22 protein-coding genes, 1 tRNA gene, 1 rRNA gene and 1 pseudogene are annotated in these 26,986 nt (G+C 35.1%); 11 read left to right on the forward strand and 14 right to left on the reverse strand.

Annotation, left to right across the window (positions count from 1 at the left end; genetic code table 11):
• Window positions 1-64: 64 nt before the first annotated feature.
• Window positions 65-2,680, forward strand: a complete 2,616-nt coding sequence (gene adhE, locus BUF11_RS23500) for a bifunctional acetaldehyde-CoA/alcohol dehydrogenase (protein WP_073591310.1) — start codon at window positions 65-67, stop codon at window positions 2,678-2,680.
• A gap of 66 nt (window positions 2,681-2,746) precedes the next feature.
• Here the strand turns inward: adhE and BUF11_RS23505 are convergent, their stop codons facing one another.
• From BUF11_RS23505 to rpmH, 14 genes and pseudogenes are all read right to left on the reverse strand, one after another.
• Window positions 2,747-3,259, reverse strand: coding sequence for a DUF4446 family protein (locus BUF11_RS23505; RefSeq protein ID WP_084558854.1), 513 nt, complete (start codon window positions 3,257-3,259; stop codon window positions 2,747-2,749).
• A gap of 13 nt (window positions 3,260-3,272) precedes the next feature.
• Window positions 3,273-4,169, reverse strand: a complete 897-nt coding sequence (locus BUF11_RS23510) for a ParB/RepB/Spo0J family partition protein (protein ID WP_073591312.1) — start codon at window positions 4,167-4,169, stop codon at window positions 3,273-3,275.
• A 29-nt stretch (window positions 4,170-4,198) separates the two neighbouring features.
• The gene (locus BUF11_RS23515) at window positions 4,199-4,960 is read right to left on the reverse strand and encodes a ParA family protein (RefSeq protein ID WP_073591313.1); all 762 of its coding nucleotides are present in this window, start codon (window positions 4,958-4,960) and stop codon (window positions 4,199-4,201) included.
• Between the two features lie 359 nt (window positions 4,961-5,319).
• Window positions 5,320-5,967: a response regulator gene (locus tag BUF11_RS23520; RefSeq protein WP_073591314.1), complete on the reverse strand. Its 648-nt coding sequence runs from the start codon at window positions 5,965-5,967 to the stop codon at window positions 5,320-5,322.
• A complete protein-coding gene (locus tag BUF11_RS23525) occupies window positions 5,960-7,069 on the reverse strand; it encodes a sensor histidine kinase (protein ID WP_073591315.1) in 1,110 nt (369 codons plus the stop codon). Before BUF11_RS23525 ends, BUF11_RS23520 begins: the two co-directional genes overlap by 8 nt.
• Window positions 7,070-7,250: 181 nt before the next feature.
• The gene (locus tag BUF11_RS23530) at window positions 7,251-7,688 is read right to left on the reverse strand and encodes a GNAT family N-acetyltransferase (RefSeq protein ID WP_073591316.1); all 438 of its coding nucleotides are present in this window, start codon (window positions 7,686-7,688) and stop codon (window positions 7,251-7,253) included.
• A gap of 255 nt (window positions 7,689-7,943) precedes the next feature.
• On the reverse strand, window positions 7,944-8,660 hold the full coding sequence (gene rsmG / locus BUF11_RS23535) for a 16S rRNA (guanine(527)-N(7))-methyltransferase RsmG (RefSeq protein ID WP_242952448.1): 717 nt from the start codon (window positions 8,658-8,660) through the stop codon (window positions 7,944-7,946).
• Between the two features lie 110 nt (window positions 8,661-8,770).
• Window positions 8,771-10,707, reverse strand: a pseudogene (gene mnmG, locus BUF11_RS23540) (tRNA uridine-5-carboxymethylaminomethyl(34) synthesis enzyme MnmG).
• On the reverse strand, window positions 10,673-12,049 hold the full coding sequence (mnmE, locus tag BUF11_RS23545) for a tRNA uridine-5-carboxymethylaminomethyl(34) synthesis GTPase MnmE (RefSeq protein ID WP_073591319.1): 1,377 nt from the start codon (window positions 12,047-12,049) through the stop codon (window positions 10,673-10,675). Before mnmE ends, mnmG begins: the two are co-directional and overlap by 35 nt.
• Window positions 12,050-12,204: 155 nt before the next feature.
• Complete coding sequence (gene jag / locus BUF11_RS23550) at window positions 12,205-12,966, reverse strand: RNA-binding cell elongation regulator Jag/EloR (RefSeq protein WP_073591320.1); 762 nt, start codon at window positions 12,964-12,966, stop codon at window positions 12,205-12,207.
• Window position 12,967: 1 nt separating this feature from the next.
• The gene (locus BUF11_RS23555) at window positions 12,968-14,242 is read right to left on the reverse strand and encodes a YidC/Oxa1 family membrane protein insertase (protein ID WP_073591321.1); all 1,275 of its coding nucleotides are present in this window, start codon (window positions 14,240-14,242) and stop codon (window positions 12,968-12,970) included.
• Window positions 14,243-14,290: 48 nt separating this feature from the next.
• Window positions 14,291-14,503 carry a membrane protein insertion efficiency factor YidD gene (yidD, locus tag BUF11_RS23560; RefSeq protein WP_073591322.1) on the reverse strand — a complete coding sequence of 71 codons (213 nt, stop codon included), beginning with the start codon at window positions 14,501-14,503 and terminating at the stop codon, window positions 14,291-14,293.
• Window positions 14,503-14,853, reverse strand: coding sequence for a ribonuclease P protein component (gene rnpA, locus BUF11_RS23565; protein ID WP_073591323.1), 351 nt, complete (start codon window positions 14,851-14,853; stop codon window positions 14,503-14,505). Before rnpA ends, yidD begins: the two co-directional genes overlap by 1 nt.
• Before the next feature lie 59 nt (window positions 14,854-14,912).
• Window positions 14,913-15,047, reverse strand: a complete 135-nt coding sequence (gene rpmH / locus BUF11_RS23570; protein ID WP_073591324.1) for a 50S ribosomal protein L34 — start codon at window positions 15,045-15,047, stop codon at window positions 14,913-14,915.
• A 508-nt stretch (window positions 15,048-15,555) separates the two neighbouring features.
• On the opposite strand from rpmH, the gene dnaA reads away from it, so the two are divergent.
• From dnaA to BUF11_RS23620, 10 genes are all read left to right on the forward strand, one after another.
• A complete protein-coding gene (dnaA, locus tag BUF11_RS23575) occupies window positions 15,556-16,917 on the forward strand; it encodes a chromosomal replication initiator protein DnaA (RefSeq protein ID WP_084558857.1) in 1,362 nt (453 codons plus the stop codon).
• A 265-nt stretch (window positions 16,918-17,182) separates the two neighbouring features.
• Window positions 17,183-18,295, forward strand: a complete 1,113-nt coding sequence (gene dnaN, locus BUF11_RS23580; protein ID WP_073591326.1) for a DNA polymerase III subunit beta — start codon at window positions 17,183-17,185, stop codon at window positions 18,293-18,295.
• A 32-nt stretch (window positions 18,296-18,327) separates the two neighbouring features.
• Window positions 18,328-18,537, forward strand: a complete 210-nt coding sequence (locus BUF11_RS23585; RefSeq protein ID WP_073591327.1) for an RNA-binding S4 domain-containing protein — start codon at window positions 18,328-18,330, stop codon at window positions 18,535-18,537.
• Window positions 18,538-18,689: 152 nt separating this feature from the next.
• Entirely contained in the window at window positions 18,690-19,820 is a 1,131-nt protein-coding gene (gene recF / locus BUF11_RS23590; protein ID WP_073591328.1) for a DNA replication/repair protein RecF, read from the forward strand.
• Complete coding sequence (gene gyrB / locus BUF11_RS23595; RefSeq protein ID WP_073591329.1) at window positions 19,817-21,727, forward strand: DNA topoisomerase (ATP-hydrolyzing) subunit B; 1,911 nt, start codon at window positions 19,817-19,819, stop codon at window positions 21,725-21,727. The genes recF and gyrB overlap by 4 nt, the downstream gene beginning before the upstream one ends.
• A gap of 40 nt (window positions 21,728-21,767) precedes the next feature.
• Complete coding sequence (gene gyrA, locus BUF11_RS23600; RefSeq protein WP_073591330.1) at window positions 21,768-24,374, forward strand: DNA gyrase subunit A; 2,607 nt, start codon at window positions 21,768-21,770, stop codon at window positions 24,372-24,374.
• A 127-nt stretch (window positions 24,375-24,501) separates the two neighbouring features.
• Complete coding sequence (locus BUF11_RS23605) at window positions 24,502-25,344, forward strand: fumarate hydratase (protein WP_073591331.1); 843 nt, start codon at window positions 24,502-24,504, stop codon at window positions 25,342-25,344.
• A gap of 194 nt (window positions 25,345-25,538) precedes the next feature.
• Window positions 25,539-26,090, forward strand: a complete 552-nt coding sequence (locus tag BUF11_RS23610) for a Fe-S-containing hydro-lyase (RefSeq protein ID WP_073591332.1) — start codon at window positions 25,539-25,541, stop codon at window positions 26,088-26,090.
• 309 nt (window positions 26,091-26,399) lie between these two features.
• Window positions 26,400-26,487: transfer RNA gene (locus tag BUF11_RS23615), tRNA-Ser, on the forward strand.
• A gap of 381 nt (window positions 26,488-26,868) precedes the next feature.
• Window positions 26,869-26,986 (forward strand): 16S ribosomal RNA (locus BUF11_RS23620); the annotation flags it as partial.

Consider the following 26,986-nt stretch of genomic DNA (forward strand, 5'->3'; position numbering starts at 1 on the left):
GAAACAAATCAACTTGTTAATTATTTAACATTCATTAAAATATAACAAATCAAGGAGGATTCCTATGAGCGACAAAAATCAACCTACCCCCCAGGAGCATGTAGACCAGCTTGTAAAAAATGCTCAGATAGCTTTAAAAGAATTCATGAACTACGATCAGGAACAGATTGATAACATTGTTCACGAAATGGCTTTGGCAGGTTTAGCTAAACAGCAGTATCTTGCAAAATTAGCTGTTGATGAAACTAAAAGAGGTATTTATGAAGATAAGATAACAAAGAATATATTTGCAACCGAATATATTTGGCATTCCATTAAATATCAAAAAACCGTAGGTATTATTGAAGATAATGAAGAAGAAGATTACATGACAGTTGCAGAGCCTATAGGTATCGTAGCTGGTGTTACTCCGGTAACAAATCCTACTTCCACTACCATGTTCAAAATCCTGTCTTGTATCAAAACAAGAAATCCCATTATTTTCGGCTTCCACCCAAGTGCACAAAAGTGCTCCAAAGCTGCAGCGCAAACATTATATGAAGCTGCCCTGAAAGCCGGCGCTCCTGAAAACTGTATCCAGTGGATTGAATATCCTTCCGTAGAAGCTACCTCTGTGCTTATGAATCATCCGGGTGTTGCATGCATTCTTGCAACCGGTGGACCAGGCATGGTAAAGGCCGCTTACTCTTCCGGAAAACCTGCTCTTGGAGTTGGACCTGGTAATGTTCCTTGCTTTATTGAAAAAACCGCTGTATTAAAGCGTGCTGTAAATGACCTTGTTTTATCAAAATCCTTTGACAATGGTATGATTTGTGCTTCAGAGCAGGCTGCTATTATCGAAGCTCCTGTTTATAAAGAAGTAGTAGAACTCATGAAAAAGGCTGGCTGCTACTTTGCAACAAAAGAAGAAATTAAAAAGCTCGAACCCATTGTTATCAATGTTGAGAAAAGAAGTGTAAATCCCGCTATTGTAGGACAGTCCCCCGCTGCTATCGCAGCTCTTGCAGGCTTTACTATTCCTTCCGATACCAAGATTTTATGCACAGAAATCGATGGAGTAGGCATTGAATATCCACTGTCTATTGAAAAGTTATCCCCCGTACTGGCAGTGGTAAAAGCCAAAAATGTGGAAGACGGCATGGTTCTTTGTGAAAAAATGTTAGCAAATGGCGGTATGGGACACTCTTCCGTACTTCATTCGACGGATCAAAAAGTAATTGAAGAATTTTCTAACCGTATGAAGACAGGCCGTATTATTGTTAATTCCCCTTCTACTCATGGTGCAATCGGTGATTTATATAACACAAATATGCCTTCCTTAACACTTGGCTGCGGCTCTTATGGCGGAAATTCTACAACACATAATGTATCAGCAGTAGACCTCGTAAACATTAAGCGTGTGGCTAAGAGGAGAAACAATATGCAATGGTTTAAAATTCCCAGTAAAATATATTTCGAATCCGGGTCAACTGCTTATCTTTCCAAGATGCCTGATATAACGAAAGCTTTTATTGTAACTGACCCTGCAATGACTCAGCTTGGCTATGTAAATAAAGTACTTTATCAATTAAGAAAAAGAGAACAATACGTTCACTGTGAAATATTTGACCAGGTTGAACCCGATCCTTCCTTAGAAACAATCATGAATGGTGTAGAATCCATGAATAAGTTTAAACCTGATGTAATTATCGCATTAGGCGGCGGTTCAGCAATAGATGCAGCAAAAGGTATGTGGCTGTTCTATGAGAATCCAGAAGCTGACTTTAAAAATATGTCTCTTAAGTTTTTGGATATCAGAAAACGTACCTACAAATTCCCACAGTTAGGAAAAAAGGCCAAATTGGTTGCTATCCCTACAACCTCAGGTACCGGATCAGAAGTAACTTCCTTTGCCGTTATCTCAGACAAAGTTGAAAACAAAAAATATCCTCTGGCCGATTACGAATTAACTCCTGATGTAGCAATTATTGATCCTGATTTTGTTATGACAGTACCAAAAAACTCAACTGCCTGGACTGGTATGGATGTATTAACTCACGCTATTGAAGCATATATATCAATACTTGCTTCTGACTATACAGATGCCTTGGCTACACATGCAATAGAAATGGTATTCACCTATTTAAAGAGATCTTACGAATTTGGAGAAAAGGATCCTGTAGCAAGAGAGAAAATGCATAATGCTTCTACAATAGCAGGTATGGCATTTACAAATGCTTTCCTTGGAATTAACCATTCTCTTGCCCATAAATTAGGCGGTGAATATCATGTTCCTCATGGATGCGCCAATGCAATATTACTTCCTCATGTTGTACGTTACAATGGAACCTCCTGCCCTACTAAATTCACTTCATGGCCTAAATATGAAAGCTATATTGTAGGTGATAAGATTTATACTTTAATGAAAAAACTAGGATATGCACCTAAGAATAACGATGACGCTGTTGAAATTTTGGCTGCAGAAATTGAAAAGCTAAATGCCTTTTTAGGAATTCCTGCAACCTTAAAGGAATATGGAATTGAAGAAAAACTTTTCCTTTCCAGGGTTAATGCTTTAGCAGATTTGGCCTTCGGCGATCAGTGTACAACTGCCAATCCCAGACTTCCATTGGTATCTGAATTAGAGGAATTATATCTAATCGCTTACTACGGAAAAGATAATATACCTGCCAAGAAATAATAAAACATCATAAGAAAAAGGCCGCCCTTGAGGTTGGCCTTTTTCTTTATAAATTATATTGTATTTCTATTCCATATAATTTTTAGTCTTTTTTGCTTCCTCAAGGGCTAATTTTTCCTCGGATGATAATACTACAAAAGACTCTCCTTTAATAATTTCTTTCACATAAGTGTAACAGCCTTCTCTGGTGGAATGCATTGAATTCAGTAAGAAACCATCATTTTCATCATTCAGAATGGCAAGAACAAAGCTTAGCTTGCCTCCCATTTCCTGAAATGCATCATACTTCACAATACCAATTTTCTGATAGGTAATCATTAAATTCTCAAATATTTTCTTTATCTGGTCCGTATGAAGCTTACTTTCTTTTCTTAGTTCCTCTAATTGTTTAAATTTATCTTCAAACTGCTCTTCAAGACTTTTTCCTTCTGCACCTTCCATGAACTTCTTATAACTTTTTTTCAACTTACTTGATTTTACAAATAAAACAATTAAACATATGAGCATTATTATGATGCTGACCGCCATCACCACTAAAATATAATCCAGATAATCACTTATGTAATCAGATAGTAACATGAACATTCTCCTTTTAACGTATAGTTTCAAATAAATCAAGTAGTCTTTCTAATTCTTCTGATGAATAATATTCTATTTCAATTTTACCATTATCATCATCTTTCCTTTTAATAGATACTTTGGTACCCATTATTCTTTTCATCTTTTCTTCTATATCTCTGTAAATGGCTATACTTTCCGTCGATATTGCAATTTCTTCTTTCAGCTCATTTGTTCCTTTTAATACTTTTTTCACTAACTTCTCAGTTTCTCTGACACTAAGCTTTTCGTCAAAAACCTTTGTTGCCAGCTGATATTGAATTTCCTCTTCCTCAATAGCCAATAGTGCTCTTGCATGACCTCCTGATATCATATCATCAATGAGCATCTGCTGTACCCTGCTGTCCAGCTTTAATAGTCTCATTGCATTGGTGATTGTAGTCCTGCTCTTTGATACCTTTTCTGCAACTTCATCCTGTTTTAAGTTAAATTCCTTAATTAAATTTTGATAGGCTAATGCTTCTTCAATCGGATTAAGATCTTCACGTTGTATATTTTCTATAAGAGCTATTTCAACTATTTCCTGCGAACTATAATTTTTAATTATTACTGGAATTTCTTTAAGACCGGCTAATTTTGCTGCCCGCCATCTTCTTTCACCGGCGATAATTTCATAATACTTATCTCTTTTTTGTACAATAAGAGGCTGAATCACCCCATACTGCTTAATGGATTCCGATAATTCCTGAATAGCATCTTCATCAAAATGCTTTCTTGGTTGCTTTCTATTCGGTTCTATCTCATTAATCGGAATCAATGTTTCACGTGAAACATCTTGCTTGTCCTTTTCTTCCTTTGCCATTACCTTCTCAATTCTATCCGGAATCATAGAATCAAGGCCTTTTCCTAAACCTTTTTTTGATACAGCCATATAACTCTCCTTATGTATGATCTACTATTTTATCGCTTTTCTATCACTTCATCTGCTAAATCTCTATATCCTTCCGCTCCTGCTGACTTCGGATCATATAAATTTATCGGAAGCCCATGACTTGGTGCCTCGGCTAATCGTACATTTCTCGGTATTATCGTTTTATATATATTTTGCTTCAAATTTTCTTTTACATTTTCTACAACTTGCAGGGACAGATTCGTCCTTGCATCAAACATAGTAAATACTACTCCTTCTATTTCTAATGTTGGATTTAACCTTTGTCTTACCAGATTGATTGTATGTATCAGCTGTGATAAACCTTCCAATGCATAATATTCACATTGTATCGGTACCAGGATAGTATCTGCTGTTGTCATTGCATTTATAGTTAATGTATTTAAAGAAGGAGGACAATCAATTATTATAAAATCATATTCATCCCTTATTTTATCAATTTCTTTTTTTAATATAAACTCTCTTTCTTCAACTCCAATTAATTCAATTTCTGCACCTGCAAGGTTCACATTGGAAGGAAGCAAAGACAATCCTTCATATATATTTTTTATTAAACAATCAGCGATATTACAATTTCCGATTATTAAATCATAGACTGTATACTGCAATTCATCTTTTTTAACACCAAGTCCGCTTGATGTATTTCCTTGAGGGTCAATGTCAATGGTAAGTATTTTCTTTCCTTTCTCCGCAAGACATGCAGAGAGGTTTATGGTTGTAGTTGTTTTACCTACACCCCCTTTTTGGTTTGCAATTGCTATTATTCGTCCCATTTTTCCTCCTAAAAACGATAATCCTGCGTGATTGAAAATATTTCAGACAACCGTCTATTGTTTTTCTTTCATAAAATAAACCTTTTCTCTTTCAAATATTCATTTTACCTTTATCATTAGTCTTTTACAATTATAACATTAATAATTTTTTTTATCTATAATATAAGTCATATTTTTTCTAATTAATTTAAAATTATATATAAATCTTTCTAAAATAGGACTAGTATGTTTCACGTGAAACATTCTACCTTAAAAGGGCAATAAAAAAGCTCCATAATTTTTTTTGTAATCTCAATAGTCTTAACCAACAACTTATTGACAATATACTAAAAATTTTATGGAGCTTCTTCAATCATTCTTTATAATACATCTACAATATTATTCTTAATTGCATATACCGCTGCTTGCGTACGGTCTGAAACAGATATTTTTCTAAAAATATTAGATACATGATTTTTTACTGTCTTTTCACTTATTGAAAGATTATAGGCTATTTCTTTATTAAATAATCCTTCTGTTATTAATCTTAAAACTTCCATTTCTCGCTTTGTAAGAAGATTTTCACTGGATGTCATATCTTCCCTACTCTCCAATTTCTCGTTAAGTAATGGAATCATATTGGGCTGTATAAAAGTCTCTCCTCCATACACTGCAAATATTGCTTTTCTTAATAAGTCGCTTTCAGAATCTTTTAAAACATATCCATTTACTCCGATTTCAACGGCTTTTAACAAATACTCAATTTCATTATGTATTGTTAAAATAAGAACTTTTGTAGTGGATTTCATTTCCTTTAATTTCTCAAGTACTTTTAATCCACCCATTCTTGGCATATTGATATCAAGCAGTAATACATCCGGTTTCTTTGTTTCAATTTGTTCTAAACACTCAATACCATCCCCTGCTTCACCGATAATCACGATATCTCCATCTAACTCCAAGAGCTGTTTTAAGCCCTCTCTTATCATACGATGATCATCTGCTATAACTACCCTTATACTATTCATTATTTCCCCTCCTAATATTAATTAAAGGAATCTTTACTTCTATTTTTGTTCCTTCTTTTTCTTTTGATTCTATATTAAAGTTTCCTGATAATATAGATACTCTTTCCTTCATCATTGACAAACCATAACCAGAAAAAATATTCCCGCTGGCTTTATTTAATGTATCATTACTAATACCTATCCCATCATCTCTTACCTGAACTCTTACCGCTTTTTCACAATAGTATATATCAACCCAAATACCATTTGCTTTTCCGTGTTTAATAGAATTATTTACGGATTCCTGGATAATTCGAAACAAAGTCAAATTTATCGAAGGTAATAACTGCCGTTCTTTATTATGTATTTTTAATTTAACTTTTATATTATAATTATTAGAAACATCTCTTATATATTTCTCAATAGCAGGAATCAAACCCAAATCATCCAAGGTCATTGGCCTTAGTCCGTAAATAATATTTCGCATATCATTTATTGTAGTTTTAATAGTTCCAACCATTGTCTGGAGCTCCAGCTTAGCTCTTACCGGATCTATATCAATCAATCTCGTACATAACTCTGTCTTATGCATCATTGTCGTAAGATTCTGCACGGTTGAATCATGCAGATCTCTTGCAATTCTCTTTCTTTCATTTTCCTGTGTTTCTATAATGCTTAATCCCAACTCATAACTTATTTTATCGTTTCCTTTTGCTCCTTCAAAAGTATCCTTGTGTATATCGTAAGTCTCTTCACAAAGATTCCCCTTTAAAGTGTAAAAGCAATTTTTTATATTCTCGAGATTATTTTTCCTCTTTATACACTCTAAAAATTTTTCTTCCTCTTCTTTTATTTCCTTTTCAATTCTTTGCTTTTCATTTTTTAGATCAGCTACTTTCAAATCACTATCATTCATATTTAACAAATACACATCCTCAGATACATTATCCACTAAAAAAGATGATATACTTTTTTGTATCTTTTTCTTCTTTTCTTCTAAAATCTTTAAATTTATATTAATCTGATTCATTTCCCTTTGAACCATCTGCTCATTATCATCTATATAATATAAAGTATCTCTTAATTGCTCTACGAACCCCATATTATCTTCCTGATAAATCATACTTATTATTCTCCCATGTTCCATTCATATTTTAGAATATCAGGTTAATGTAAATGTGTTAAATTATTAAATATTTTGCCTTCTGATTTATTTCTAATATATTTATTTTATACCACTTTTTACAATTTTTAAAGTACTTTTTTATTTTTTGACAAATTTCTATCATATTCTTTGCACAAATTTAGTGTTTACATCTTTTATAAAAATTTTCTTGCATAATTTGGTATTTTATCGTTTCATCCGGCATGTTACTATCTTCTATTATTTCAAATCCTATCTTTTCAAACAGATTTCCGTTCTTTTCTTTTGTTTCTGTATATATTTTTTCATATCCAAGCTGAAATCCTTTGTCCACTGCGAACCTTAAAAGGAATTCTCCATTTTGCTGATTTCTTTTCGACTCTATAATCGCAAGATTTTCAATCAGGCAGCCATTTTCTTTCTCTCTTAACATAACTGCACCGATTGGCTTATCCTCTTTTAATCCCTCAAATAAAATGAGATATACATTTAATCCGTTATATATTAAACTATTTCCATCCATACCAAAGACACTTTCCCAAATTGAAAAGATATCTGAAATATTTTTTTCATCACTTACAACTTTCCCTTGTATCATATTAATATCAAAGCCTTTCCTGTACCTGCAAACTTTGGGCCGCAGGCACAAATTTGCGTGTGAATTATTTTCTATTTCACACTAGCTCCCATGGCATAAATCGTCTGCTTGCAGATGATTTACTGCCTCAAATCAGGGTGTGAATTATTTTCTATTTCACACTAACACCCGTGCATATCGCAAGCCTGCTTGCGATACTTCCTAAATAGAAAGTGAAAAATGTTTTTTTCACACCATACCTCTTATTTATCTATTTTAGGATAAGGGTTCCTTTGAAGGTTTTCCGGCTGTTCTGGGATATTTCGTGGATGTATTCCCTGTTTTCTCAATTACCACAAAGGATCTTCCTATTGTTTCATTTAAAGAAAATTCCTTGTATCCTTTTATATTGCCGCCTAATCTCTTAACAGCATTTTGTGCTGCATCTAATTCTTCTTTCAGGTTCACTCCCTTATACGAGACAAATACTCCTCCTACCTTTACAAACGGAAGGCAATATTCCGATAGCGTTGAAAGATTGGCTACTGCCCTTGATACACATAAATCATACTTTTCCCTATATAGGTTGTTTCTTCCCAAATCCTCTGCCCTTCCATGTACTGTACCAATGTCCTTCAGATTCAATTCTGATATTACTTCATCTAAAAAATTCAACCTCTTATTCAGTGAATCCATCAATGTAATCTTAAGCCGGGGAAATACAATTTTTAATGGAATGCCTGGAAATCCGGCACCTGTCCCGACATCTATAACACTTAGCGGGCGATCTATATCATATATATTTACTATACTAAGGCTGTCAATAAAATGCTTTGTCACTACCTCTTCAAAATCCGTAATTGCAGTAAGATTCATAACCTTATTTTTTTCTATCATCATCTCGTAATACTGAACTAATTGCACCGCCTGTTCTTTAGAGATTGCAATACTTTGCTTATTTGCCTCTTCCAACAATCTTACTTCTTTATCCACCTTTATAACCATGCTCCTTTCGAAGTTCGAAGAATTTGTTCACAGCACAAATTCCTACCACCCATCCCATACCGCAGAACTGTCTGGAGACAAGTCCACTAACACTTTTCTTAATTATGCTTTCTCCTGAATTGTTCCAGATATACTAACAATACTGAAATATCTGCCGGTGATACTCCTGAGATTCTGGATGCCTGTCCAACAGAAGCCGGTCTTAATTTCATAAGCTTTTGTCTGGCCTCAATTCTTAGACTTTTCACCTGTTCATAATCCAAATCGTCCGGTATTCTTTTATTCTCCAGCTTTTTAAATTGTTCAACCTGCCTCAATTGCCTTTCAATATATCCCTCATACTTTATATTAATATTTACCTGATCGCGTACATCTTTAGGCAATGGTTTTCTTTCCAGATCAATTGGCTCCAGTAAATCATAATTTAATTCCGGTCTTCGTATTAATTCACCTATTGTTACTCCTGTCTTTAAGCTTTGGCTTCCATTCTTATTAAGAAAGTCCTGTACATAAGAGGTTGCTCCTATTAAGGCTTCATTTACCCTCTTCATTTCTTTCGCAATACTTTCTTCTTTCGTCAGGAGGACCTGATTCCTCTCTTCACTGATAAGGCCTATTTCGTAACCTATCTTCGTCAGACGGATATCTGCATTATCCTGCCGCAGTAATAACCTGTACTCTGCTCTTGAGGTCATCATTCTATAAGGCTCAAAGGTTTCTTTTGTAACAAGATCATCAATTAATACTCCAATATAAGCCTCGGAACGATCCAATATTAAAGGCTTTCTTTCAAGAAGTTTCATTGCCGCATTAATTCCTGCTATTAATCCCTGGGCTGCAGCTTCTTCATAACCCGAACTTCCGTTAAATTGCCCTCCGCTAAACAATCCTTCAACATTTTTAAATTCCAAGGATGCTTTCAGCTGATTCGGATTGATGCAATCATATTCAATAGCATAAGCATTCCGGACTATTTTGGCATTCTCCAGACCGGCTACACTTCTATACATCTGGTATTGGACATCCTCCGGTAAGGAGCTTGACATTCCGCCTATATACATTTCATTGGTGTAATTTCCTTCCGGTTCAATAAATACCTGATGCCTGTCCTTATCAGCGAATTTAACCACCTTATCTTCAATAGAAGGACAGTACCTTGGACCTGTTCCTTTTATATCTCCGCTAAATAAAGGAGAACGGTGTATATTATCACGTATAATTTTATGTGTTGATTCATTGGTATAAGTAAGCCAACAGGGGACCTGTTCCTTTTTGATGTCTTCTTCTTTATTGGTAAAAGAAAAAGGAACTGTTTCTTCGTCTCCAGGCTGTTCTTCCATCTTACTAAAATCAATTGATCTTTTATCAATCCTGGCAGGGGTACCGGTCTTGAAGCGGTACATTTCAATCCCAGCCTTCTTTAACGAATCTGTAAGATAATTTGCTGCTTTCAACCCATTTGGTCCGGTATAGTTACTGATTTCTCCGGTTATACATTTTGCATTTAAGTAGGTTCCAGTGCAAAGGATAACTGCCCTGCATGGATAGACTGCCTCAGAATATGTTTTTATTCCTGTTACCTTTTCATTTTCAATCAGGATTTCTGTCACTTCCGCCTGCTTTAATGTAAGATTCTCTGTATTTTCCAGAATTCTTCGCATTTCCCTGCTGTAATCCTGTTTATCGGCCTGAGCTCTAAGTGAGTGTACAGCCGGTCCTTTTGATACATTAAGCATCTTAGATTGAATATATGTCTTATCAATATTCTTACCCATCTCTCCGCCCAATGCATCAATTTCTTTTACTAAATGTCCCTTTGATGTACCTCCTATATTGGGATTACAGGGCATTAATGCAATGCTGTCCATACTAATAGTTACAATCATTGTATTCAAACCAAGTCTTGCACAAGCAAGAGCAGCTTCACAGCCTGCATGTCCTGCTCCAACTACTACGACATCATAGCTCTCATATATATGTGGCATAACTTCCTCCAAACCTTACTTTCCCATACAAAATTCCCTGAATATTGTATTGATTAAATCTTCATCAACCTGTTCCCCTGTTATCTTTCCTAAAGCTTCATAAGAACTCATCATATCAACGGCATATAAATCTTCCGGCATATCATCTTCTATCGTTTTCTGAACCATCTCAAGGCTTTCCAGGCTCATTCTTAATGCCTCTTCCTGCCTTAGATTTGTAATATATACTTCATCGTTATATTCTAACATACCCTTAAAATAAATATCCTTAATATACTCTTCTAATTCCTCCAGGCCTTCTTTTTCCCTGGCTGATATCAGAAGAACTTTCTTATCCGCTTTTTCTTTTATCTCTTCTACTGTAATAACTTGCTCTAAATCAGATTTATTTAACAAGATGACTGCATTTCGACTTTTAATCATATTGATAATTTCTTCATCATTTTCATCCAGCGGCTCTGAGGCATCAACGACATAAAGTATCAAATCACTTTCTTCACTCATTAATCTGGCTCTCTTTACTCCCATACTTTCTACCACATCGGTGGTATTTCTGATACCGGCTGTATCCACGATATTAAGGCATAAATCTCCTATCATAAGAGTTTCCTCCAAAGTATCCCTGGTTGTCCCCGGTATATCGGTGACGATTGCTCTTTCCGCTCCTATTAATGCATTAAGAAGCGAGGATTTTCCCGCATTGGGTTTTCCAAGTATTACTGTTTTAATACCCTCTTTTATCAATCTTCCGTTATTTACTGTATCCAGAAGTTTCTTAATATCTTTTTTGTAATTTATTATATTATTAAGAAGCTCATTCCGAAAGCCGCCAATGTCTATATGCTCAGGATCGTCAAGGCCAGCTTCCAGATATGCCAGGTCATGCAATATATTTTTTCGCAGCTCTTTTATTTTTTTATATACAGTTCCCTTTAACTGATTTAAGGAATTCTTTAAGGCATAATTATTTTTTGCATTGATAATATCTGATACCGCTTCTGCCTGGGATAAATCAATTCTTCCATTTAGGAAAGCTCTTTTTGTAAATTCACCGGGCTCCGCTATCCTTGCTCCACTCTTAATTACCTCTTCCAAAACTTTTTTTGTTACAATAATTCCCCCATGGCAATTAATCTCAACAATATCTTCCTTCGTGTAACTGTTGGGAGCCTTCATTACCATTACTAATACTTCATCTATCGTTAATTCATGGCTTTTTATATAACCATAATGAATTGTATGGCTTGGTACAGAGGCTAATTTTTTATTTTCGTTCTTAGCCTTAAATACCTTGTCTGCAACCATAATTGCATCCGGTCCGCTGATTCGGATAATACTAATTCCGCTGTTATTTACAGCAGTAGCAATTGCTGCTATTGTATCTGTATTCATACCTATATCCAAATAAACTAATATTCTGCCTTATCCTAAGAGAAAAAGAATTTCTTTGGCATCCTTTCTCTTTTATTTTCTTTTCTCTTTTTAACATTACCGCATATTCTTAAAAAAGGCGTATCAAAGCAATTACCTTCAATACGCCCTTTTTCTTATTCTAATTCACTTGTCTTAACTACATCTTCTCTCTGTTTATGAGTGTATCCGCTGTATTCTTTTTTAGGTTTATTGCCGTACTGCGGTTTATAATTACTGCTATGGTTATTATATTTATAATCTTTCGTCTGAGTACTCTTTTTCAAGGTTACAACTACTCTTCTAAAAGGCTCTTCTCCCTCGCTGTGGGTTTCCACATATTTATCGTTTTGTAAAACGGAATGGATAATTCTTCTTTCATAAGGATTCATAGGTTCAAGGGCAACAGACTTTTTTGTCCTCTTTACTTTAAATGCAATATTTTTTCCCAGGTTTTCTAATGTTTCTTTTCTTCTCTGCCTGTAATTTTCTGTATCAAGTTTTACCTTAATATATTTATCGCTGTCCTTATTTAACACCAGACTAACCAGATATTGAAGAGAATCCAGGGTTTGACCTCTTTTACCTATCAATACACCCATGTCTTCGCCCAATACATTAATATCCATAAAAGATTCTTCTTCATTATAATTAATATCGACAGTGGCTTTAACTTCCATCGCCTTAAATACTTTATTTAAGAAATCTTTTGCGGCATAATCAACGCCCTGCTTCATTCTTGCTTTGATTTTAGCTGGTTTATTGAACAGTCCCAAAAATCCGCTGCTCTCTTTTTCAATTACTTCATATTCTATTCTGTCGCTGGTCGTCTGCAACTTTATAAGTGCTTCTGTTATAGCTTCATCGACAGTTTTTGCAGTAATTTCTAACCAATCCATTTTATTTATCCCCCTTATTATCCTTGTTCTTCGTTTTCAGGAGATTAGCATTGGCCGAAATACTTCCCGGCTTATAAGAAACATCACTTTTCCCTGAATTCGAATCACCATAATTTTTCTTAACTACATTTGCATAAGCAGCAGTAGAACTTGTACTTTCAGGTGCCTGAACCTTTGATGAAATTGATTTTGTCTGTTTCTTAGCCAGGTCTTCTAAAGTAGCATTTGGATCAAGTCCTAATTTTGCTTTCTTTTTACTTGCCTTTTCCACATTTCTCTTTATCATATCGTCAATATCGACTTTTCCAAGAATTCTGTTAATAATAAACTGCTGACCAATTGCAAATATACTGCCTGCAATCCAGTATATGCCGATACCTACAGGGAACATAAAACAGAATACACCTGACATTATAGGCATTACATTATTCATCATTCCCATAGATGCAGACATAGGATTATCCTTATCAATAGGAGTCGGGTTCGCAGCCATCATCTGCTTTGTCTGGATAAACTGAAAACCAGCTGCTAAGAAAGGAATTAAAATTCCAGGAAACTTAAGTCCCGGTCTGTCAAGGATGTTTATTGTATTAAAAAGACTGTTTACATCAATAATTTTTATAGAATTTGTTCTAATTATTGTCTCAAGTGTAGGGAATTTCGTAATCAATTCATTCCAGTTATCAGAAGAGAATTTTGCCAATATATCAATTATATGATTTGGTGTTAAAGTTCCGCCTGACATTTCTGTGAAGGTCTTCAAATTAACCTGAGTAGTTTTTGCAAACTCTTTCATGATCTCGATATAGTTACCGTTATGAAGAATAGCTTCACCAATATTATTATACCAGACATTAATATCATTAACATAGGCCGGTATCCGGTATATTACCTGATATAATGCAAACATGATAGGAAGCTGTATCAATAAAGGAAGACATCCGGAAGTAGGGTTAGCTCCATACTTCATATATACAGACTGGGTCTCAGCCTGCTGCTTTTTCATAGATGCTTCATCTTTTTTTCCCTTGTACTTTGCAGTTATTGCCGTAAGTTCAGGATTCATTTTAGCAGAAAGTTTACTGAATTTCTGCTGTTTTATCGTCAGAGGAGTCATAAGGCCTCTTACAATAAAGGTAAACAAAACAATTACCAATGCTACATTGTGTATTCCAAACAGTCCTAAGAATTCATAGATACCATTTAATATCCATCCTAATAAAGTCGCTATGGGTCCTAATATCCCACTACTTTGGGTTAATACTGCCTCAAACAATTTTTTTCCTCCTTGGGTACTCTGAACTTGCAGTAAATAGAATTGCTGTTACGGCACCGGATCATATCCACCTGCATGAAAAGGGTGGCATCTTAAAATACGTCTTACAGCCAAATAGCTGCCTTTAAATACTCCATATTTTTCCAGTGCCTGAATAGCATACAAAGAGCAGGTAGGTACATAGATACAGCTTGACCTTCCCTTTAAGGGTGAAATAAATTTCCTGTAGAATCTTATCATTCCTATTAAAACTCGCTTCATCACGATTTAATTGTCTCTTTCAGAATTCTATGCATTCTTGCTAAATGCAGTAATGCACTGTTTATTTCCAAGTATTTTTTACCCTTAGCTCCTGCTCTTGCAATAACGATAATGTCTAAACCACTATTAAACATTTCCTCGTTTAATCTGTAACTTTCTCTGATTAATCTGGTAATCCTGTGCCTAATTACACTGTTGCCAACTTTTTTACTAACCGAAATTCCGATTTTATTCCGTTTTGTACTATTTTCCATTACATACATAATCAGATACGTATTGGCATAGGATTTACCGCTTTTATATACGGACTTAAAGTTGGCATTTTTTTTCATTGATTCTGATAATCTCAAAATATCACGGCCCTTTCTTTGCAATAGACGAAGAGAAGAAAAGGCCACAGTAATGCGACCTATGCTGATAATTTGTGTCTGCCTTTTGCTCTTCTTGAGGATATTACTTTTCTGCCATTGGCAGTACTCATTCTAGCTCTAAATCCATGAACTTTGGACCTGCTTCTTTTTTTAGGCTGAAATGTCATTTTCATAACGGGCACCTCCTTTATATATACCAAAACATAATGGTAAGCGTATTTATTCTATTTTAATAATATAAAATATTATGTTTATTATATCTTTGAAATGCTTGTACGTCAAGTGTTTCTTGCAGTCATTTATTACATAGAATGAAGATATGTAATATTCTTCCTTTATTTATTTCCATAAATAGTATAATTATTTCAAAAAAATAGAAAAATTTTTAAAAACACTCTTTTCACACAAAGTTATCCACAAATTGTTGATGATTTGTGGATAACTTTGTGAAATGGTGTGTATATTTTGTCCTTTTCTTTCACAAAATCCCTTTTTTGTTCGCATTTTAGGTTGTTAATATCCTGGATAATTTATTCACATAGATGTTATTAATGTATTTTCCCCTGGGGATATCTCTGCTTATTGACCATTTTAGTTACATATTATCATTGAAATATCCACAATTTTGTTATATCATATAAAGAAGAATGTATGAAATTTTATTTTAGGGAGATTAGAGTAATGAACGAAGTACAGGAAAAATGGGACGAAATACTGGAATATCTTAAAATCGAACATTGTGTAACCGATGTTTCCTTTAAAACATGGCTGCTTCCATTAAAAGTGTATTCCGTTAAAGGCAATTTAATAACCATTTCTATCGATGATAAAATGATCGGCCCTGACAGTAAAAATTTCATTAGTAGAAAATATGGAATACCCTTAAAGGTTTCTATTACAGAAATTATGAATCATAATTATGATATTGAATTTATATTAGAAAGCCAGATAGAGGTAAAGAAAGCCTATGATAAGGCAGACTCCTCTAGCAAAAATAAGAATCAAAAAAATGGGCTTTCTTTTTTAAATCCTCGTTATACTTTCGATACCTTTGTGGTAGGTGCTAATAACAATCTTGCTCATGCAGCATCTCTTGCTGTTGCAGAATCACCTGCTGAAATATATAATCCTCTATTTATATATGGAGGCGTTGGACTTGGAAAAACTCACTTAATGCATTCCATTGCCCACTATATATTAGAACAGAACCCAAACAGCAAGGTAATGTATGTAACCAGTGAGAAGTTTACAAATGAATTGATCGAATCCATCCGTAATGTCAATACAACCCCTACGGAATTCCGTGAAAAATACAGAAATATAGATGTTCTTTTAATTGATGATATTCAGTTTATTATCGGTAAGGAAAGTACGCAGGAAGAATTTTTCCATACCTTTAATACACTGCATGAGTCAAAGAAACAGATTATTATCTCCAGTGATAAGCCACCTAAAGATATCCTTACTTTGGAAGAGAGACTTCGCTCAAGATTTGAATGGGGGCTTACAGTTGATATACAGTCACCGGATTATGAAACAAGAATGGCTATCTTAAAGAAAAAAGAGGAGTTGGATGGACTACAGATTGATAATGAAGTCATGAAATATATTGCAACCAATGTTAAATCCAATATTCGTGAACTTGAAGGTGCCTTAACAAAGATAGTTGCACTCTCCCGTTTAAAGAAACAGGAAGTTAATGTTACTTTGGCAGAAGAAGCACTAAAAGACCTCATTTCTCCCGACAACAAAAAACAGCTTACTCCCGAATTAATTATAGATGTAATTTCAGAACACTTTAATATAAGCACAAATGATATTTATTCTATTAATAAGAGCAGAAACATTGCTTATCCAAGACAGATTGCCATGTATTTATGCAGAAAACTTACAGATTGCTCACTCTCAGATATCGGCAAAGTGATGGGTAACAGAGATCATACAACCATTCTTCATGGTATTGATAAAGTTGAGAAGAACATAAAAAGCGATCCCAGTATGCAAAATACTATTGATGTACTTACAAAAAAAATCAATCCTTAAAAGAATTTATTTTTTCCACAATGGGCTGTTAGCAGAATGTCATTAAGCTGTTAACAGCCTTGGGATAACTCTGAAATTCTTTATAAGGTTAAATTTTTATCCTGATACCCTATATAATTCATTCACAAGGTTATACTTTGTCCAAAGGCTTTTATTTTCTGATGTTTTAGGGCTTATACACAATCTAACATCCCCTATTACTACTGCTATAAAATTTTATTATATATATTTACATAAAAATGCCGGAAGGGAGTTATACACATTTATGAAGATTATCTGCCCCAAAGGGGAACTTTTAAACCGCGTTAATATTGTTTTAAAAGCTGTACCTACAAAAACGACTATGCCAATATTAGAAAGCATTGTTATAGATGTAAAACAAAACACTATAAAGCTGATTGCCAATGATATGGAATTAGGAATCGAAACAATTGCTAAAGGTGAAATTATTGAACCGGGGTCCATTGCATTGAACTCTAAAATCTTTTCTGAGATTATTAGAAAACTTCCTGATAATGATGTTACCATACAGACAAATGAAAACTATTCAACCCTCATAACCTGTGAAAAAGCCAGATTTACTATTTCCGGTTCTTCCAGTGAAGAATTTCCTTTTCTGCCGGATATCGAAAAGAACTGTGGGATTACATTGTCACAGTTTACATTAAAGGAAATTATAAGGCAGACCGTTTTTTCAATAGCTGATAATGAAAGCAATAAAATAATGACCGGTGAACTTTTTGAAATAACGGGAGATGACTTAAAAGTTGTTTCTCTGGATGGTCACCGAGTTTCTGTCAGAAAGGTAAAATTACATCAGTCTTATCAGGATATAAAAGTTATAGTACCTGGAAAGACCTTAAATGAAGTGAGTAAAATTTTGTCAGGTGAATTTGCTGATGAAATAGAATTGTATTTTACAGATAAACATGTAATATTTGAATTTGATGATACGATTGTTTTGTCCAGGCTTATTGAGGGCATTTTCTTTAAAATTGACCAGATGTTATCAAGTGATTATGAAACAAAAGTAAACGTCAATAAAAAGGAATTGTTAAGCTGTATTGACAGAGCCACCTTATTAGTCAAAGAATCTGATAAAAAGCCAATTATCATAAATATAGCAGATGGAAATATGCAGCTAAAGATGAATTCCTCCATTGGTTCCATGGATGAGGAAATTGACATTACCAAAGAAGGAAAAGATATTTTAATTGGATTTAATCCTAAATTTTTAATTGATGCTTTAAGAGTAATTGATGATGAGGAGGTATCCATATATCTTATCAATTCAAAAATGCCCTGTATCATAAGAGACAAAGAAGAAAATTATATTTATTTAGTACTGCCGGTTAATTTCAATTCGGCGGTCCAATAATTTAAGGTTATATATTGAGAAAAGAGGCTGTCATGGAAGTTATCAAATTAAGGGATGAATATATTAAGCTGGGACAAGCGTTGAAAGCTGCCGGGGTTGTGGATTCGGGAGTAGAGGCTAAGCTTGTAATACAGGATGGTCTTGTAAAAGTGAATGGTCAGACCGAAACGCAAAGAGGGAAAAAACTTTATGCAGGTGATGAAGCTGAGTATAAAAATCAAACCATAAAAATAGAAAAATAGTTCAGTTAGTGTGAAAAATAGAAAGCATTTTTCACTTTCTATTTGGGCAGTTTCGCAAGTAAACTTGCGAAATTCATGGGGTTAGTTTGAAAAAGTATTTACACCTTGATTTGAAGCAGTAAAACAAGATAATTTATGCCATGGGAGCTAGTATGTTTATTAAGACTTTGGAGCTTAAGGATTACAGAAATTATGAGAATCTTTCAATGGATTTCTCACAGGGTGTTAATATTTTGTATGGTGACAATGCCCAGGGAAAAACTAACATACTGGAGTCTTTATATATGTGCGGAACTACAAAATCCCACAGAAACAGTAAGGACAGGGAAATTATAAAATTTGAAAAAGAAGAATCTCACATAAGAATTATTCTGGAGAATAAAGGAATTTCTCATAAAATTGATATTCATCTCAAGAAGAATAAAGCAAAAGGTGTCGCCATTGACGGTATTCCCATTAAAAAGTCAAGCGAGCTTCTTGGGATAGTTAATTATGTATTTTTCTCTCCTGAAGATCTAGGTATTATTAAAAACGGACCTTCAGAAAGAAGACGTTTTTTAGATATGGAATTATGCCAGCTTGATAAAGTTTATTTTTATCACTTATCAAATTATCATAAAATTATTAACCAAAGAAATAATTTATTAAAGCAAATAAGTTTCAACAGGAAATTATTGGATACAATAAGTGTATGGGATGATCAATTAGTCTTTCATGGAATAAAAGTCATGGAGGGCAGAGAAAATTTTATTAGGACACTGAACCCGATTGTGGACAGCATACATAGCAATTTATCCGGTAAAAAAGAGTCTCTTACGATTCACTATGAGCCAAATACTGATAAAAATTCTTTTGAAGAAACCATTAAAAAGTTCTTGGAGAGAGATATAGCTCTAAAAAGTACAGGAACAGGTCCCCATAGAGATGATATCAGTTTCTTGAATGGTACGATAGATATCCGAAAATTTGGTTCACAGGGTCAGCAAAGAACAGCAGCTCTTTCATTGAAGCTGGCGGAGATTGAGGTTGTGAAAAGAATTACAAAAAATCAGCCGATTTTGCTGTTGGATGATGTACTTTCTGAGCTTGACAGAAAGCGGCAAAATTATTTACTTAACAGTATTCATGATATACAAACAATAATAACTTGTACAGGACTAGAAGAAATGGTTCAAAATAGGGTTCAATGTGACCGGATATTTAAGGTTACAGAAGGAACTGTTACCAGCATAAATTTTGATAAGATGGATTTCACCCAGAAAAAGACAGGAGGCAATGTATGAGTACGGAATATGGTGCAGATCAAATACAAATACTGGAAGGATTGGAAGCAGTAAGAAAAAGGCCGGGTATGTATATTGGCAGTACTTCCTCAAAAGGACTGCATCACCTGGTCTATGAAATTGTAGATAATGCAGTAGACGAAGCATTGGCAGGAGTCTGTGACAGGATTGAAGTTACTATCAATAAAGACAATTCTATAACAGTTGTTGATAACGGAAGAGGGATACCGGTAGGTATCAATCATAAAAAGGGAATACCTGCCGTTGAGGTGGTTTTTACTATTCTGCATGCCGGAGGCAAATTCGGAGGAGGCGGATACAAGGTATCGGGAGGACTTCATGGAGTAGGTGCTTCGGTTGTAAATGCTCTTTCTGAGTGGCTTGAGGTAATGATCTATCAGGATGGTACGATTCATAAACAAAGATTTGAAAGGGGCAAAGCGGTCTATCCTTTAAAAGTAATTGGTGATACTGACAAAAGAGGTACAACAGTTACTTTTTTGCCGGATAAGGAAATATTTGAAGAAACCGTATACGATTATGAGATTCTAAAGCAGCGCTTAAGAGAAATGGCGTTTCTTACCAAAAATTTAAGAATAGTTCTTACGGATGACAGAGAAGAAACAAAAGTTGAAAAGGAATTTCATTATGCGGGCGGTATCAAGGAATATGTGGAATATCTGAACAAGCACAAAGATCCTTTATATCCTGAAATCATTTATTGTGAAGGAACCAAGGATGATGTTTATGTAGAGGTTGCCATGCAGCATAACGGAACCTACACGGAAGGCTGTTATAGTTTTGTAAATAATATAACAACACCGGAAGGGGGAACCCATCTTGCCGGTTTTAAAAATGCAATTACCAAAACCTTTAATGACTATGCGAGAAATAATAAATACTTAAAGGATAACGAAACGAATCTTAGCGGAGAAGATATCAGGGAAGGTCTTACTGCTATTGTCAGCATTAAGATTCCTGATCCACAGTTTGAAGGTCAGACCAAACAAAAGTTAGGCAACAGTGAAGCACGAGGTGCTGTTGACGGTATCGTAAGTGAGCAGCTTACTTACTTTTTAGAGCAAAACCCTACGGTTGCTAAGATGATATTAGAAAAATCTATTTTAGCACAGAGGGCAAGGGATGCTGCAAGAAAAGCAAGGGATCTTACCAGAAGAAAGACGGCTTTAGAAGGCATGAGCCTTCCGGGGAAACTTGCCGATTGCTCCGATAAGGATCCAAAAAATTGCGAAATCTATATCGTAGAGGGTGATTCTGCCGGTGGCTCAGCTAAAACTGCCAGGTCAAGAGCTACCCAGGCGATACTTCCTTTGCGTGGAAAAATATTAAATGTAGAAAAATCAAGGCTTGATAAGATACTGGTCAATAATGAGATTAAAGCCATGATTACTGCTTTTGGAACAGGAATATCAGATGATTTTGATATCTCAAGGTTAAGGTATCATAAGATTATTATTATGACAGATGCGGATGTGGATGGCTCCCATATCAGTACTTTGCTGTTAACCTTTTTCTATCGTTTCATGCCGGAATTAATAAGACAGGGACATGTATATATGGCACAGCCGCCTCTTTATAAGGTTGAAAAAAGCAAAACTGTAAAATATGCATACAGTGACCCGGAACTGGACCAGATACTTACGGAACTGGGACGAGACGGTAATAACAAGATACAGAGGTATAAAGGTTTAGGAGAGATGGATGCAGAGCAGCTTTGGGATACTACCATGGATCCTGAAAAAAGAATTCTGTTAAGAGTAACCATTGATGAAGAAGAATCCTCAGAAATTGATATGACCTTTACAACCCTGATGGGTGATAAAGTGGAACCCAGAAGAGAGTTTATAGAGAAAAATGCAAAATATGTAAGGAACCTTGATATATAATCCGTATTTTGCTATACAAAGCATAGATGGAGGAATATAAATGGATGAGAATATCTTTGACAAAGTCCATGAAGTCGACTTAAAAAAGACCATGGAAACATCGTATATCGATTATGCCATGTCTGTAATAGCAGCCCGTGCGCTGCCAGATGTACGTGATGGTTTAAAACCGGTACAACGAAGAATATTATATGCCATGATAGAACTAAATAATGGGCCGGACAAGCCGCACCGTAAATGTGCCCGTATTGTTGGTGATACCATGGGTAAATACCATCCTCATGGGGATAGTTCTATTTATGATGCTTTGGTTAAGCTAGCCCAGGATTTTTCAACCAGATATCCTTTGATTGACGGTCATGGAAATTTTGGTTCTGTCGACGGTGACAGTGCTGCCGCCATGCGTTATACCGAAGCAAGATTAAGTAAGATATCAATGGAAATGCTTTCTGACATCAACAAAGATACGGTAGATTTTGTACCGAACTTTGATGAGACGGAAAAAGAACCTACCGTTCTTCCCTCCAGATTTCCAAATCTTTTGGTAAACGGTACGTCAGGAATTGCTGTTGGTATGGCTACCAATATCCCGCCTCATAATTTAAAGGAGGTTATTAATGCTGTAATTAAGATGATTGATAACAGCATTAACGAAGACAGAGATACCTCCATGGAAGAAATCCTTGAAATTATAAAAGGACCTGATTTTCCTACCGGTGCATCAATTTTAGGTGTCAGAGGGATTGAAGAGGCTTATCGTACCGGAAGAGGTAAGATTAAAGTACGTGCAGTAACCGATATAGAGACTATGGCAAATGGAAAGAACCGAATTGTTGTAACGGAACTTCCTTACATGGTAAATAAAGCAAGGCTTATTGAAAAAATAGCTGAATTGGTAAAGGATAAAAAAATTGATGGTATTACAGAGCTTCGTGATGAATCTGACAGAACGGGTATGCGCATTTGTATTGAGCTTAGAAGAGATGTGAATGCTAATGTAATGCTGAACCAGTTATATAAACATACTCAGATGCAGGATACCTTTGGGGTTATCATGATTGCGCTTGTAAATAACGAACCCAGAGTACTTAATCTTTACGAAATGCTTAGATACTATATTCTGCATCAGGAAGAAGTTGTAACCAGAAGGACCAGATATGATTTAAACAAAGCAGAAGAAAGAGCACATATTTTACAGGGATTATTAATTGCTCTTGACAATATTGATGAAGTAATAAGAATTATAAGGTCTTCTCAGAATACTGCTATTGCAAAAGAAAGATTGATGCAGAATTTTCAGTTAACAGAAGTACAGTCTCAGGCAATTGTTGATATGAGACTCCGTGCGTTAACCGGTCTGGAAAGAGAGAGATTAGAAGCAGAGTATAAGGAATTAATGGATAAAATTGATGAATATAAAGCTATTCTCGCCGATACAAAAAAACTTCTTTCCGTTATCAAAGAAGAAATTACGGTAATAAGAGATAAATACGGAGATGACAGAAGAACTTCCATAGGTTTCGATGAAGAAGATTTTACTACGGAAGATTTAATACCCAATGAGAATATTGTGCTTGCTATGACACGGTTAGGATATATTAAAAGAATGACAGTGGATAATTTCAAGAGCCAGCACAGAGGCGGTAAAGGTATCAAGGGAATGCAGACCATTGAAGAGGATTTTATTGAAGAGCTCCTGATGACCACTTCCCATCACTATATTATGTTCTTTACCAATAAGGGAAGAGTATATCGTTTGAAAGCCTATGAAATTCCTGAATCCGGAAGAACGGCAAGAGGAACTGCAATTATAAACCTTCTTTCCTTACTGCCGGAAGAAAGAATAACAGCTATTATACCCTTAAAGGATTACCATAAGAGTAAATATTTATTTATGGCAACCAAAAAAGGAATTGTTAAAAAGACGCCTATTATGGAATATCAAAATATAAGAAAAACGGGTCTCCAGGCAATTAATCTTAGAGAAGATGATGAGTTAATAGAAGTAAAGGCAACAAACAACCAAAAAGATATCATCTTGGTAACCAAACAGGGTCAGTGTATTCGTTTTAATGAAAAAGATGTGCGTAAGACTGGCCGTACTTCTATGGGCGTAATTGGAATGAATTTAGAAGATGGTGATGAAATTATAGGTATGCAGTTAAATACCCAGGGAGAATGTTTACTTTTTGTTTCGGAAAAGGGTATGGGTAAGCGTACGGAAATGAATGAATTCAGCGTTCAAAGAAGAGGGGGAAAAGGTGTTAAATGCTATAAGATAACCGAAAAAACCGGATATGTGGTTGGTGTAAAAGCGGTTAATGATGAAAATGAGGTCATGATAATAACCACAGAGGGAATTGTCATAAGGCTTATGGTAAATGGTATTTCAAATCTGGGCAGGATAACATCCGGTGTGCGTTTAATCAATATGGATATTGAAAATGATATTACGGTTGCCAGTATCGCAAAAGTGAAGGATACGAGTTCGGAAGAGGAAGTTATCAAAGAACTGGAAAAAGAACTGGAGGAAGAAACCAGTGAATCTTTTGAAAGAGAAGAAGCAGAGGAAGAAGAAATAGAAGATCTGGAAGATTACGATAATTCAGTTTCCGAAAATGATAAAGATGATGAAAGAGATGAATAAACACTAGGAAAGAGCCTAAGCAGAAGATGGAATCTATTATTTTATCTCTGGCTTGGGCTCTTTTTATTTTTAGTTTTATTTAACCAGTATTGCAGGACAGCTTGCGATATGCACGAAAGGAGTTATTATGAGAGTTATACATACAGATGTGCTAACCCAAAATATTAAAGAAATGTGTATTGAAGCAAACTATCAACTGTCTGCTGATATCAATAATGCCATAAGTAAAGGGGCAGGAGAAGAAAAAAGTATCCTGGGAAGGCAGATTCTCGGACAGTTGGAAGAAAATATGAAAATAGCAAGGGAAGAAGGAATACCAATTTGCCAGGATACCGGAATGGCAATAATATTTATGAAAATCGGGCAACAAGTCGTAATAGAAGGAAATCCCTTAGAAGATGCCATCAACGAAGGAATAAGACAGGGTTATAAGGAAGGATATTTAAGAAAATCAGTAGTTTCAGATCCCCTAATAAGAGAAAATACCAATGATAATACCCCTGGTATTATACATTATGAGATAATTCCAGGAGAAAATATTGAAATAACAGTGGCGCCTAAAGGGTTTGGAAGTGAAAATATGAGCCGCATTTATATGCTGAAACCTGCAGACGGAGTGGAAGGAATAAAAAAAGCAGTAATAGAAACCGTTCGTCTGGCAGGTCCCAATGCCTGCCCGCCCATAGTAGTGGGTGTAGGAATTGGAGGAAGTTTTGAAAAGGCAGCCATACTTTCCAAAAAGGCACTTACCAGAAGTATTGATAAATCTTCCGAAATAGAGCATATAAAGAATCTGGAGCAAGAACTTCTAAAAGAAATTAATGAACTTGGCATCGGACCGGGAGGTTTTGGCGGAAAGGTCACTGCACTGGGAGTGAATATAGAGGTATATCCGACACATATAGCAGCACTGCCGGTTGCAATTAATATTTGTTGCCATGTTAACAGACATTTATCCAGAATTATTTGAAAAAACAAATGATTTATCCACAAAACTATATAAAAAAAGCTCTGCTTTGTGGACAAACACTCTTGAAAGATAAGAAAAAGTGAATAAATACAGGCAAATGTGGTTTGCAGGGGTGTTAGACAGAAAAATGCATTGCATTTTTCATACCCCTTATCTATGCAGTATATAAAAATAAATATAAGTGGAGAATATGTATGGAAAAGTATATAAAAACTCCTTTAAAGGAAGAAGTTATTAAGGATTTAGGAGCAGGAGATTACGTATATATTACCGGTACAATTTACAGTGCAAGAGATGCTGCACATCAAAGAATGTATGAAGCATCTTTTAAAGGAGAAAGTATGCCCTTCCCTATAAAAGATAGTATTGTATATTATTTGGGTCCTACACCGGAAAAAGAAGGTCAGATTATCGGTTCCGCCGGACCTACCACTAGCAGCCGTATGGATAAATATACTCCTCTGCTATTGGAAAATGGCCTAAAAGGAATGATTGGCAAGGGTAAGAGAAGTGAAGAGGTGATAGAATCTATTGTAAAAAACAAAGGAGTGTATTTTGCTGCTGTCGGAGGAGCCGGTGCACTGCTTTCGAAAAAAATAAAAAGCTCAAGAATAATTGCCTATGACGATCTTGGTACGGAAGCAATAAGAGAATTGTATGTTGAAGATTTTCCAGTTATAGTAGTAGTAGACAGCGATGGAAATAATTTGTATGACATTGCTGTTGATGAATTTTTAAATTTATAGAAAACAATATTCTATTTTGAATATTATTTCGGAAAAACAAGTAAACTAAAGGCTGTAGTGTGAATTATAGGAAAGCATAATTCATTTTCTATTCGGGCAGTACCGCAAGCAGACTTGCGGTACGCATGGGATGTAAAAGTCTATAAAGAAGATGTAAAAGCTAAATATGCAAAATTGTTTGAAAATTGTTTAAAAAAAGATTGACAAAAGACAACCCGTTTGCTATACTAACTAATGCACCTGACGAGGTAATTTGTGGGTGCACAGTTGATAAAAATCAACCGAATAAAACCCGTTGGTTCAGTATCTGGAGAAATACTCAAGAGGCTGAAGAGGCGCCCCTGCTAAGGGTGTAGGTCGTTTGCGCGGCGCGAGGGTTCAAATCCCTCTTTCTCCGTTTTATTTTAAATGAATTTGTTGGAAAACAAAATGAAATTAATTTAAAATAAATGTTGACAAAGAAGAAACAACGTGGTAGAATATCTCTTGCTGACGCGTTAACAAATGAGAAAATTAATGCAGGAAGCAAAAAAGAACCTTGATAACTGAACAGTGAAACAACCCTGAAATTTTCTTTAAAATTTCATTCAAAATGGAAAGCTTCGGCTTTGGATTTTGAAAAAGAACAGTATCAGAAATGATACGACCTAAAAAAACAGTAAAGTAGTGTGTGATTTGCATCACAGACTAACGGAAATTAACGATTGTTTAAAGCTTGGTTTATGCTATAAACCAAAGCTTCTAAATAGCCAATGTTAATTCTGAAATGATTAAACTTTAATTTGAGAGTTTGATCCTGGCTCAGGATGAACGCTGGCGGCGTGCTTAACACATGCAAGTCGAACGGAGTTAAGAGTGGAAGTTTTCGGATGGAAACTTTTAACTTAGTGGCGGAC

This window comes from Anaerocolumna xylanovorans DSM 12503 (assembly GCF_900143645.1).
In the GTDB taxonomy this organism is placed as follows: Bacteria; Bacillota; Clostridia; order Lachnospirales; family Lachnospiraceae; genus Anaerocolumna; species Anaerocolumna xylanovorans.